Here is an 11,400-nt window from a genome sequence, read left to right as displayed (position 1 = left end):
GATTAAGCGTTCGGCTGTATCGCATCCGAGCATGTTGGAGTGGCAAAAACCGTGTTGAGCAGAATTCGCTTAAAGCCCGTTATCGTCCTGTCCCTTATGGCAGTTCTTGGTGCATGTGCCACACGCCCACCCGAAGGAACGCCTCCGGGGGAAACTTTCGACCCCTATGAAAATGCCAATCGGGGCATCCACAAGTTCAATCTGGGCGTTGACCGGTTCCTGTTCCGCCCGGCCTCGAAGGGATACGTCAAGATCGTTCCGGATCCGATGGTCACCAGTTTCAACCATTTCGCCGAAAACCTGACGATGCCGGGGCAGGCGCTGGATTACCTGCTGCAAGGCAATCTCAAGCAATCCGGGAATGCCCTTCTGCGGTTCGTGATCAACACAACCGTCGGCGGCGCGGGCCTATCCGATCCTGCCAGCGAATTGAATCTGCCGCCGGTGGATACGGACTTCGGCGAAACCCTGCACGTCTGGGGTGTCGGCGAAGGCGCCTATGTGGAACTGCCGTTCTATGGCCCGTCAACCCAGCGGGATTCGATCGGCGTGATCGTCAATCTGTTCTCGAACCCCATCAACTTTACCCCCGTTCGCCCCGTCGACAATATCGGTGTCTACGCCGAGGTTGTACGCCGCATGGGGGATCGGGGCCGGTTCTCGGATACGGTTGATTCAATCCTGTACGAAAGCGCTGACAGTTATAGGCAGGCACAGACCATCTACCTGCAAAACCGGCGCTTTGAACTGGCAAGGGACGATGAAGAGGCCTATTTGGGTCTGTATGACGATCCCTATGCCGAAACCGGGACCGACCCTGTCAGGGACCCCTACCTAGACCCCTACGAGGACCCCTATGCCGAGTAACCATCTGAACCGACGCCACTTTATCGCCACCGGCTTGGCTGGTGCGCTGATGACCGCCCTTCCTGCTTTTGCCCAGACCGAAGCCAGCGCCAAGGCGTTGGTTGTCAGTGTCGTGGATGAAATCAACCGCGTGATCGCCTCGGGTAAATCCGAAAAAGCGATGATCCGCGATTTTGAGAAAATCTTCGTGAAATATGCGGACGTGCCAATCATGGCGCGCTATGTGCTTGGGGCCGATGGCCGGTCCGCCAGCCCTGCGCAACTGAAGCAATTTACCAGCGCATTTCAGGGCTATATCTCGAACAAATACGGTCGCCGTTTCCGCGAATTCATCGGCGGTCAGGTCACCGTGCGCAATGCCCGCAAAATCAAGGCCGGGTACGAGGTTCGCACCTCGGTCAAGCTACAGGGATCGTCGCCGTTTGAAGTGACCTTCCTTGTTTCCGACAAGTCGGGGCGTGACAAGTTCTTCAACATGTTCATCGAAGGCGTGAATATGCTGCTGACCGAACGGACCGAGGTCGGGGCCATGCTGGATGCCCGTGGTGGTGACCTGAACCGCCTGATCAAGGACATGAACCGGAACAAGGTGAGCTGATCCGCCTCACACTCGGAATGACGCCGCCCGATCCCTGATCGCGCGGCGCTTTTATTTTAATTCAGCCGTTCGCCGGTTTCCTTGGCAAAGTAGGACACCTTGCTCATGTCAAAGGCAAGGTTCAACTTTTTGCCAGCCTGCGCACGGGTTTCCGCGTGCAGACGTGCCGTGACCTGTTTGCCGCCCAGTTCCGAAACCACATAGGTATCGGCCCCCGCCGGTTCGACCATATCGACCAGACACTCGGCCTCTTGCACGCCATCACCTGCGCGGAACCCCGCTTCGGCGATGTCTTCGGGGCGCAGGCCCAGAATCACATCCTGCGGCAGCGACAAATCACGTGCATCATTCAGCACCAGTTCACCGCCGTCGCGCGCGATAGCGATCTGAGTGCCCGAGCCATTCTTACGCGCCTGTGCCGGGATCAGGTTCATCGCGGGCGAGCCCATGAAATCCGCCACAAACAGGTTGGCGGGGTTGTTATAGATCTCGGCCGGGGTGCCGATCTGCTGCACCACGCCGCCTTTCAACACGACGATCTTGGTTGCCAACGTCATCGCCTCAATCTGGTCATGGGTCACGTAAACGATCGACGCATCCAGCGTCTGATGCAGTTTCTTGATCTCGGTCCGCATCTCAACCCGCAGTTTGGCATCAAGGTTGGACAGCGGCTCATCAAACAGGAACAGCTTGGGATCGCGCACCAGCGCCCGACCCATGGCCACACGCTGACGCTGACCACCCGACAACTGGCTGGGGCGGCGATTGAGCAGAGGTTCGATCTGCAAAAGCTGAGCGACCTCTTTCAACTTGGCATCCTGCGTCGCCTGATCGACCCCGCGCACTTTCATGCCGAACGTGATGTTCTTGGCGACAGTCATGGTCGGGTAAAGCGCATACGACTGGAACACCATCGCGATGTCGCGGTCCTTGGGACTGACATGGGTCATGTCATTGCCGCCAATAGACAGGGTGCCGCCGGTGATTTCCTCCAGCCCTGCGATACAGTTCAGCAGAGTGGATTTACCACAGCCCGAAGGGCCGACCAGCACCAGGAAGTCGCCCGGTTCTATCGAGATGTTGATGTCTTTTAGAATCTCGGTCGCGCCGTAATTCTTATACAGGTTTTGGATATCGAGGATCGGGGCCATGATTTATCCCTTCACAGAACCGGCGGTCAGACCGCGGATGAAATACTTACCGGCAACGACATAGACGAGCAGCGTCGGCAGCCCCGCGATGATCGCGGCGGCCATATCGACGTTGTATTCTTTGACGCCGGTGGTGGAGTTTACGATGTTATTCAGCGCCACGGTCACGGGCTGCGTACCCGCCTGACTGAAGGACACGCCGAACAGGAAGTCGTTCCAGATCTGCGTGAACTGCCAGATCACGGTCACAACGATGATCGGCAGCGACAGCGGCAGGAAGATTGACCAGAAAATCCGCAGAAACCCGGCCCCATCCACGCGCGCGGCCTTAGTCAGCTCGGCCGGGATGGTGACATAGTAGTTGCGGAAAAACAGCGTGGTGAAGCCCAAACCGTAGATGACGTGGACAAAGATCAGGCCCGGAATGGTCCCGGCGATCCCCATCATGCCCAGCAAACGCGCCATGGGCAGCAAAACCACCTGAAACGGGATGAAGCAGCCAAACAGCATGAGCGAGAAGATGATGTTCGCGCCTTTGAACCGCCACTGAGCGACGACATAACCATTCAGCGCGCCCAGCAGGGTCGAGATCGCCACAGCAGGCACCGCGATCAGGACCGAGTTCCAGAAATAAGGCCGCAAGCCCTCGCACTGAATACCGGTACAGGCACCGGACCATGCGGTTTTCCAGGCATCAAAGCTGACCTCGCGCGGTAAGGATATCAGGGACCCGGTGCGGATTTCCTCAAGGCTTTTCAGCGATGTGGTCAACATCACGAACAGCGGCATCAGGTAATACAGCGCAAACAGGCCCAGCAGGACATAGAGCAACCATCGCAGGGCAATCTTGCCAGCGGCACTTTGGCTACGGGGTTCGGTTTGGGATTGGGGCATCGACAGATCAGTCATTTTTCGCCCTCAGCTCTGAGTAAAGATAGGGAACGACGATGGCAAAGACGACCAGCATCATGATCATCGCGGAAGAGGCCGCCTGGCCGATGTCACCGCGCGAAAACGCCATGGCGTACATGTAGGTTGCCGGCAGATCGGTCGCGTAACCCGGACCACCACCTGTCAGGGCGATGACAAGGTCAAAGCTTTTGATCGCAAGATGCGCCAGCACGATGAAGGCCGACAGGAAAATCGGGGCCATCGAGGGAATGATAATCGCCGTATAAATGCGCCATGTGGGGATACCATCGACTTGGGCTGCCTTGATGATCTCTCCATCCACGGATCGCAGACCGGCCAGAAACAGCGCCATGACGAAGCCCGAGCTTTGCCAGATCGCGGCCATCACGATAGTGTAGATCGCGTAATCGGGGTTCACCAGCCAGTCGAACTCGAAATTCGTGAAGCCCCAGCCCTGCACCATGGATTCGATACCTAACCCTGGGTTCAAAATCCACTTCCACGCCGTGCCGGTCACGATCATCGACAGCGCCATCGGATACAGGTAGATCGTGCGGATCGCCCCTTCGACGCGGATCTTCTGATCCAGTAGGATCGCCAGCAACAGGCCCAGCACCATCGCGATCACGATGAACAGCGCGCCAAAGATATACAGGTTGTTAATTGCCGTATCCCAGCGGGGCGAGTCGAACAGGCGTTCATACTGGATGAAGCCCTTGATCTCGTATTTCGGCAGCAGTTTCGATCGGGTTAGCGACACCCAAGCCGTCCATCCGATAAAGCCGTAGACAAAGATCAACACGGCAATGAACGACGGTGCCAGCACCACCTTGGGCAGGTGGTTTTCCAGCCATTCGGACATTTTTTCCTCCGGGGAAAGATGCTCTGCCCCGTCAGTATAGGGGGCAGAGCGTATTGGATCAGTAGCTGTTTGCCACTGCGTCCGCCAGTTGCTGAACCGCGTCAGCCGAGGACATATCCGAGTTGAAATGTGCGGTTACAACATCGGTAATCGCACCAGACTGCGACCCACGCAATGCCATGCCATGAGCATAGGACGGCAGCAGCGAACCGCTGGCCGAGGTCGAACCCATGTCTTCGGCCGACAGGTTTGCGCAGATGTCAAAGTCATCCAGCGCCACGTCGGTCCGTGCCGGGATCGAACCTTTGTTCAGGTTGAACACTTTCTGGAAGTTCGGCGCGACGATCAGCTTGGCCAGCAGATCCTGCCCGGCCTTCTTGTCATCTCCATCCACGTCGAACATGGCAAAGCTGTCGACATTGTACAGATAGCCATCACCGGGCGTCGACGCGCACAGGAAGTCCTCACCCGGTTTTTTGCCCGCCGCCAAAAACTCACCCTTGGCCCAGTCACCCATGATCTGAAAGGCCGCTTCGCCGTTCATCACCATGGCTGTCGCCAGGTTCCAGTCACGTCCCGAGAAGTTTTCGTCCACGTAACCGCGCAAGGTCCGCATCTGGTCAAACACCTGCACCATTGTGTCCGAGGTCAGCGCCTCGGGGTCCAGATCAACCAGCGCCTTTTGGTAGAATTCCGGTCCGCCGATGCCCAGCAGTACAGCTTCGAACACGGTCGCGTCCTGCCAGGACTGACCACCATGAGCCAGCGGAATTACTCCGGCATCCATCAGCTTGACGGCAGCCGCGTTGAACTCGTCCCACGTGGTCGGCATCTCGATGCCATTGGCGGCCAGGACATCCGCATTGGCCCAGATCCAGTCCACGCGGTGGACGTTCACAGGCGCGGCACACCATGTGCCTTCGCACATCATATGACCCGCGATCGAGGCCGGCAGAACATCGGCCCAGCCTTCGGCTTCGGCAACGGATGAGATATCGGCCAGAACGCCTTCTTCATACCATTCCTGAATCGCCGGGCCTTTCAACTGAACAGCGGTCGGCGCGTTCCCGGCCAGAACACGGGCACGCAGGGCTGTCATTGCAGCATCACCGCCGCCACCAGCAACCGGCATGTCGGTCCAGGTGCCGCCATTCGAGGCGAACTCTTCCTGCAGAACGGCTACCGACTTGGCCTCACCGCCCGACGTCCACCAATGCAGAACTTCGGCTTCGGGGCCCGCCAGCACCGACGATCCGGCCAAAACCGCCATCGTCGATACAGTGGCAAATGCAAAACGCTTCATTTTCTGTCTCCTCCCTGAGAACTTACAGGCTGCCGCAGCAGCGATAACGGCCATACTGGTGTTCGGGTGCCGTCTGGCAACGTGAAATCCGCGTCAAGCCGCTGCGATGGTCCAAATATTCACCGCTTCTGTTACAGCGTGTTACGTTGACATTGAATCTGTTTCCGTTCGTTACAATTGATGACGCCAGGAGGCAGAGCACGGGAGGACGAATACTGTGAGCATTCCGCGGCTGTTGGTGGTCGATGACGACCCGGACATGCGGTCAATGATGACCCAGTTCCTGCAGCAAAACGGCTTTATCGCCCTGCCCGCCAGTTCCGAGGCTGAAATTCGCGCACACCTGAACGCGGGCCGCATCGACCTTATTCTGCTGGACGTCATGCTGGGCGATGAGAACGGCGTTGAAATCTGTTCCCGGCTGCGTGCCGAACAGGACGTGCCGATCATTCTGGTATCCGCTTTGTCGGCAGATCACCAACGCATGGCGGGGTACGAGGTTGGGGCCGATGACTACATCGCCAAACCGTTCAATCCTCAACTGCTGCTGGCCCGCGTGCGCGCAGTAATGCAACGGGCGCGCCGGACGCCTTCTCTGGCCTACCGCCGCCGGACCCGTAGTTTCCGGTTCGACGGGTGGCTCTATGACGGTAAACGGGATGAGGTGCACTCACCCGAGGGTTATCTGGTCGCGCTGTCGCAACGTGAAACGGCACTGCTGAAGGTTTTGCTGGCCAATCCGCATATTCCACTGAAGCGCGACGAAATCGTTACCGCGCTGGACGTAATCGGCGACTCAGACAAGCCAGAAGCGCAAGGACGAGCCATCGACATGCTGGTTGGTCGCTTGCGGTCAAAGATCGAAGCCAATCCGAAGGACCCGCAGATGCTGCGCACTGAGCGCGGCGTTGGATACGTGTTCGCCGCAGATGTTTCGGTGCAAGAGGAATGACGTTGCGCCTGCGCAACCTCGGCTGGATCTGGGCGGTATCGGCATTTGCCGTCGGAGTGCTCTGCGCTAGCCTGTGGTTCGCGTCATCGCGCGCCTGGACCCAGTTCCAGATGCGTTCGTTTGTTGCCGGGTTTACGATCTATGAGGACCTGCGCACCGGAATGGTCTCCTCCCCTGAGTTTTCCATCACACCTTTGTCGCCTGACAATGCAACGCTTGCAGAGAGAGGTGAGTTCAACCGCGTTCCGGGTTTTTCCGACCGCCGGTTCGTGACCAACCTGTCCATCCTGACCGACAGTTCGTCCCCACTGAGTGGACGGGAACTGACGCTGGCCGTCCTGTCTGACCGGTTGGTCTATCCGGTGTCCGATATCGTTTCCGGCAGCGATCAGACCGGCCCCGAAAAGATGGGCAACCTGACCAAACTGCTGGCGACTTATTGCAGTGAGCCCATCGTGTTCGCGCAATTCGGACGGGGGCCATGGTACCAGGTGGATGGAACGAATATCTGGGGATGCCGGGCCGCGCCTGCCGACCTGAGATTGCCGGCAATCCTGTTGGGCGTTGTCGCGCTGGCGGTGATCATGACGTCGGTCGGGAACGCGTCGGATACGTTCACACGTTTTTCCCACGCTTTGCGAGAGCGCCAGCGGCGCGGCGGTCCGGACAGTTATGACACGAGCGGCCCCGCTGAACTGCAGGACATCGTATCGGCCGTAAACGCACATCTCGAAGCGGAACGCGCGCAACTGGAAAAACGTGCAACAGTTCTGTCCGGGGTCAGTCATGACCTTGGAACGCCGGCAACCCGTGTCCGGCTTAGGGCCGCCCTGATCCCCGATGACGAGCTGCGCGAAAAGCTCGAGGCCGATGTGGATCAGATGACGGGGATGATCGAAAGCGTCCTGACCTACACGCGGTCTGAACTCAGCGTTGAAGAGCCGCGCCAGATTTCACTGACCGCTTTGGTCGAAGCGGTCGTCGCTGATTATCAGGACATGGATCTGCCGGTTACCTTGCAAAAGGTCGATCCGGTGGCGGTGCAGGGCGCGCCTTCGGTCTTCATGTCCCGCCGGGGACAAGGCAGCCTGCCCGAGACACGGCGTATGCTGGTCATGGGGCGACCGATTTCCCTGAAACGCGCCTTGACCAACCTGATTGACAACGCCCTGAAATATGGTCGCCATGCCGAGGTGCAACTGGAAACGGATGCGCGCACCGCAACCATCACAATTCAGGATAAGGGCACCGATCTGTCCGTTTCGGATATCGAAGATTTGATGACCCCGTTTCGGCGTGGATCGAATACGGGATCGTCCGATGGTTTCGGGCTGGGTCTGACGATTGCCGCGACAGTTGCAGAACAACACGGAGGCGCGCTGAGTTTCGAGGCCGGCGACAGGGGCCTGCGCGCGTGCCTGCAGATCACCCGGCAATAACAGGTCAGGTCATATAGCTGCGCACCAACGCACCTGCGATCAGGGACCAGCCATCCGCGATAACAAAGAATGCCAACTTAAACGGCAGCGATACTGTCGCTGGTGGCACCATCATCATTCCCATAGACATCAGTACCGCAGCTACAACCAGGTCGATGATCAGGAAGGGCAGGAAGATCAGAAACCCAATCTGAAATGCCCGAGCAATTTCAGACAACATGAAAGACGGCATCAGAATCGAAAGCGGCGCTTGGGGCGACAAGGCAATCGCCTCCCCCTCAGGACGCAGGGCGGCCATCGCATGAAATGTATCCGGATCTAGCCGAGCCGCCATAAAGCTTCGAAATGGCTGCAGGGCGCGCTCAAGCGCCGGTTCCACATCCATTGTTTCGTCGATCATTGGGCGAATGCCGGTTGTCCAGGCTTCGGTAAAGACCGGCTCCATAATGAAATAGGTGAGAAACAGCGCCAGGCTAACGATCAGCATATTGGGCGGAGATTGCTGCAATCCGATACCTTGCCGCAGGATAGCCAGAACCGTGATCAAAAAAGGAAAGCACGTGATCATGATCGCCAGTCCGGGCGCAAGGCTCAGCACTGTGATCAGAAGGATCAACTGAATGGTCCGCGCCGAGATCGACCCGCCCTCTCCCAGCGAGAGCGACAGCTCTTGCGCCGCCGCCAGCGAGGACATCAAAGATAGAGCGGCGACGGCCACCCAAAGCAGCAAGCGCATCAACCGATCCCGTTCTGCAAGTCCGCAATCTCGGTCAACCTCACGGCTAGCTGACCCGCCTGATCGCCCTCCATCTCTTCCAACAGTCCGCGCGCCACCAAGTGATCGCCAACATACAGATCGACCGGGTCTTCGATCCGCTTGTCCAAGGTTAGCACCGCATTCTCACCCATGTTCAGCAAATCCCGGATCAGGGGACGCGCGCGCCCGACCGAGACCGTGACCTCGATCGGGACAGAGTCGAAGGGACTGGACTTTTCAGGTTTTGGGATTTGGTCGTCACTCATGGCTCAATGCCTCTTTTGCCTCAAAAACATACGCGTCGAATGCGCCTGAGATCGTTGCAAGCAGGGCGCTGCAATCTACTTCACGTTGGAAAACACCGACCTGCAAGCGCGCTTGACCGGGCTCCAATGCCGGGTCTTCAATCACTTGGGTCTCGGAGGACAGACTCTCTGGCACCATGCTCTCCAACTCGGGCGCGCACCCTTCGGGCACAAAGGCCTGCATAGGCTGCCCGATGTGATCACGCGCCATTTCGGTCAACTGTTCGACCAGCCGGGCCGCAAAGCCACGGTCCAGTGTTTCGGGCAAAACGGTTCGCATTAGACTCTGGAACATCGGCTCCAACGACGTGGACATCCGTGCAATCGCTTCGTGATATGTGAAGGACATATCCTCAAGTGATTTGGCCAGAGTTGCAGACGCCTCGCCACGGTCCTGTTCCCGCGCCTGAAGCGCGTCTTCCCATCCTGCACTGTAGCCTTCTTCAAACGCAGCCAGCCGCATTTCTTCCAGCGCGTCGTCATCCAGGAGATGCACCTTTCCTGTTCCAGCCTGCAGGGTGAAATCTTCCAGAAGGTGAGCAATTGACATCAGACCCGCTCCTCCTCTTCCTCAAGCCAACTGCGCAGGATTTCGACAGTCTCTTCCTGCTTGTCGCCGATCATCGCCCGCAGCCGCTCCACCGGATCAGCGCCGGTTGACGGAGCACGTGCTGGTACGTTGCCTGCGGATGCCTGCGCCTCAAGCGGAGCGAAATTGCCGTTGTCCCCGGTTGCAATCTCGCCGGTCAGGGCAGCATCTGGCTCGGTCGGCTGGGACGCAGGCAACAAGGCGGTCGCTTCGCTCGGCTTCGTTAGGATTGGGCGGATCACGAACAGGCCCAAAACCAGAGCGACAAACGCCAGAACCACCATCTGAATTAACGACATCGCGTCCAAATGCACTTTTTGCCAGATCGAAGCAGACGCCAAGGTCCCCTGTGGTTCAACCACCGGAAGGTTCAGGGACTTTAAGGTAATCACGTCCCCGCGTTCGGCGTCGAAACCAACCGCTGAGGCCACCAATTCCTCAAGCGCGGCAAGTTCAGCCTGCGGCATCGGTTCGAAGCGTTCCACCCCAGCGGCATCCACCGCTCGAGTTCCGTTCACCAGAACGGCGACAGTCAGTCTTTTGACCGCCCCCGGTGCATTGTGAACCTCAAGCTCTGTCTCTGAAACCTCATAGTTCACACGTTCGCGCGTTTGCGTCGCGTTCGAGTTCGACTCATCACCGCCCGCGCCATCGCCATCCGGCAGGTTCGACGCCACCGTTACATCCGCCGATTGGTTCCGCGCACTGTCCGAGCGTTCCTCGACATCCGTGCTGATCGCGACCCGACCGTTGGGATCAAACCGACGTTCGCGTATGGATTCCGTTTTGGTCACGGTATCAACGCTGACCTCAACAACCGCGTTTCCGGCCCCGACTCGAGCTTCGACAAGGCGCAAGACCCGCTCGCGCAACTGGCGCGACTTATCATCAGCCGTGTCCGAGGCAACAGCATTATCCTGCGCGCCAATCACAGCCCCTCTGGAATCGATTACCGCCACATTCTCGGGCGCAAGCCCGCTGACGGCCGAGGCAACAAGAAACCGGATCGCCTTGGCCTGATCCGCTGTAATTTCCGCCCCTGAAGACACCACATAGACCGACGCCGTCGGCGCGATGCTGCGTTGAAACGGATTGGTTGATCCATTCGCGATATGCACACGCGCCTGACTGATATGCCGGCTGCCAACGATGGTCCGGGCCAGCTCGCCTTCTTTTGCACGCCAATAAGCAACATCGAACATCTGCGACGTCGTGCCAAAACCGCTAAGCGAATCCAGAAGCTCGTACCCCTGCGTTCCGTTGGCGGGCAAACCTTCGCTCGCCAGTGTCATGCGCAGTTCGTCCCGCTGCGACCCCGGCACATAGATCGAGCCGCCCCGAATCTCGTAGGGAACGCCACGCTGTTCCAGCGATCGGACGATATCCCCCGCCGCGCCACTTTCCAGCCCGGCATAGAGCAAGGTCATCGACGGTGCCGTCACCAATCGCGACATCGCAAGGACGCCCAAAAACACCAGCACAACCGCACCGGCAAGGATGATTTGTTTACGCCTGTCCAAACTAGCCCAGACAGTTCCGATCTGCTGCACGCTCACCTCCGACTCGCCGACATTCTGCCCGGCGCATCCCTTGTTTGGACGATTGCCCTTAACAATCGGTTAGTCCCTGCCGGGTTATGACGATCGCAGAACGGATGAATGAGGA

The 11,400-nt window shown here is 58.4% G+C and carries 12 protein-coding genes; 4 read left to right on the top strand and 8 right to left on the bottom strand.

Features of this window, described 5'->3' with window-relative positions; all coding sequences use genetic code 11:
• Nucleotides 1-96: 96 nt before the first annotated feature.
• Both GOV87_RS09925 and GOV87_RS09920 read left to right on the top strand, forming a co-directional pair.
• The gene (locus GOV87_RS09925; protein ID WP_171123229.1) at nt 97-867 is read left to right on the top strand and encodes a VacJ family lipoprotein; all 771 of its coding nucleotides are present in this window, start codon (nt 97-99) and stop codon (nt 865-867) included.
• Complete coding sequence (locus GOV87_RS09920) at nt 857-1,465, top strand: phospholipid-binding protein MlaC (RefSeq protein ID WP_171124150.1); 609 nt, start codon at nt 857-859, stop codon at nt 1,463-1,465. The genes GOV87_RS09925 and GOV87_RS09920 overlap by 11 nt, the downstream gene beginning before the upstream one ends.
• A 56-nt stretch (nt 1,466-1,521) precedes the next feature.
• Here GOV87_RS09920 and GOV87_RS09915 read toward each other — a convergent pair whose 3' ends face one another.
• The 4 genes from GOV87_RS09915 to GOV87_RS09900 are packed head-to-tail and all read right to left on the bottom strand — an operon-like array spanning nt 1,522 to nt 5,693.
• Complete coding sequence (locus GOV87_RS09915) at nt 1,522-2,616, bottom strand: ABC transporter ATP-binding protein (RefSeq protein WP_171123009.1); 1,095 nt, start codon at nt 2,614-2,616, stop codon at nt 1,522-1,524.
• A 3-nt stretch (nt 2,617-2,619) separates the two neighbouring features.
• Nucleotides 2,620-3,525, bottom strand: coding sequence for a carbohydrate ABC transporter permease (locus tag GOV87_RS09910; RefSeq protein WP_171124147.1), 906 nt, complete (start codon nt 3,523-3,525; stop codon nt 2,620-2,622).
• On the bottom strand, nt 3,518-4,390 hold the full coding sequence (locus GOV87_RS09905; protein ID WP_170387762.1) for a carbohydrate ABC transporter permease: 873 nt from the start codon (nt 4,388-4,390) through the stop codon (nt 3,518-3,520). The genes GOV87_RS09910 and GOV87_RS09905 overlap by 8 nt, the downstream gene beginning before the upstream one ends.
• 58 nt (nt 4,391-4,448) lie before the next feature.
• Nucleotides 4,449-5,693, bottom strand: coding sequence for an ABC transporter substrate-binding protein (locus GOV87_RS09900; RefSeq protein WP_171211654.1), 1,245 nt, complete (start codon nt 5,691-5,693; stop codon nt 4,449-4,451).
• Nucleotides 5,694-5,910: 217 nt separating this feature from the next.
• Between GOV87_RS09900 and GOV87_RS09895 the strand changes: the two genes are divergently transcribed.
• Nucleotides 5,911-6,645: a response regulator transcription factor gene (locus tag GOV87_RS09895; RefSeq protein WP_171211653.1), complete on the top strand. Its 735-nt coding sequence runs from the start codon at nt 5,911-5,913 to the stop codon at nt 6,643-6,645.
• The gene (locus GOV87_RS09890) at nt 6,642-8,084 is read left to right on the top strand and encodes a HAMP domain-containing sensor histidine kinase (RefSeq protein WP_171211652.1); all 1,443 of its coding nucleotides are present in this window, start codon (nt 6,642-6,644) and stop codon (nt 8,082-8,084) included. Before GOV87_RS09895 ends, GOV87_RS09890 begins: the two co-directional genes overlap by 4 nt.
• A gap of 4 nt (nt 8,085-8,088) precedes the next feature.
• On the opposite strand, the gene fliP is transcribed toward GOV87_RS09890, so the two are convergent.
• Genes fliP through fliF form a run of 4 tightly spaced genes read right to left on the bottom strand, consistent with a single transcriptional unit; the run spans nt 8,089 to nt 11,285 of the window.
• Nucleotides 8,089-8,820, bottom strand: coding sequence for a flagellar type III secretion system pore protein FliP (fliP, locus tag GOV87_RS09885; RefSeq protein ID WP_171211651.1), 732 nt, complete (start codon nt 8,818-8,820; stop codon nt 8,089-8,091).
• Entirely contained in the window at nt 8,820-9,107 is a 288-nt protein-coding gene (locus GOV87_RS09880) for a FliM/FliN family flagellar motor C-terminal domain-containing protein (RefSeq protein ID WP_171123022.1), read from the bottom strand. Before GOV87_RS09880 ends, fliP begins: the two co-directional genes overlap by 1 nt.
• On the bottom strand, nt 9,100-9,696 hold the full coding sequence (locus GOV87_RS09875; RefSeq protein WP_171211650.1) for an ABC transporter ATP-binding protein: 597 nt from the start codon (nt 9,694-9,696) through the stop codon (nt 9,100-9,102). Before GOV87_RS09875 ends, GOV87_RS09880 begins: the two co-directional genes overlap by 8 nt.
• Entirely contained in the window at nt 9,696-11,285 is a 1,590-nt protein-coding gene (gene fliF, locus GOV87_RS09870) for a flagellar basal-body MS-ring/collar protein FliF (protein WP_171211649.1), read from the bottom strand. The genes GOV87_RS09875 and fliF overlap by 1 nt, the downstream gene beginning before the upstream one ends.
• Between the last annotated feature and the right edge of the window lie 115 nt (nt 11,286-11,400).

The sequence above is a fragment of the Ruegeria sp. HKCCA5426 genome, assembly GCF_013034585.1.
Lineage (GTDB): Bacteria > Pseudomonadota > Alphaproteobacteria > Rhodobacterales > Rhodobacteraceae > Ruegeria.
This window is presented reverse-complemented; position numbering and strand designations above follow the sequence as displayed.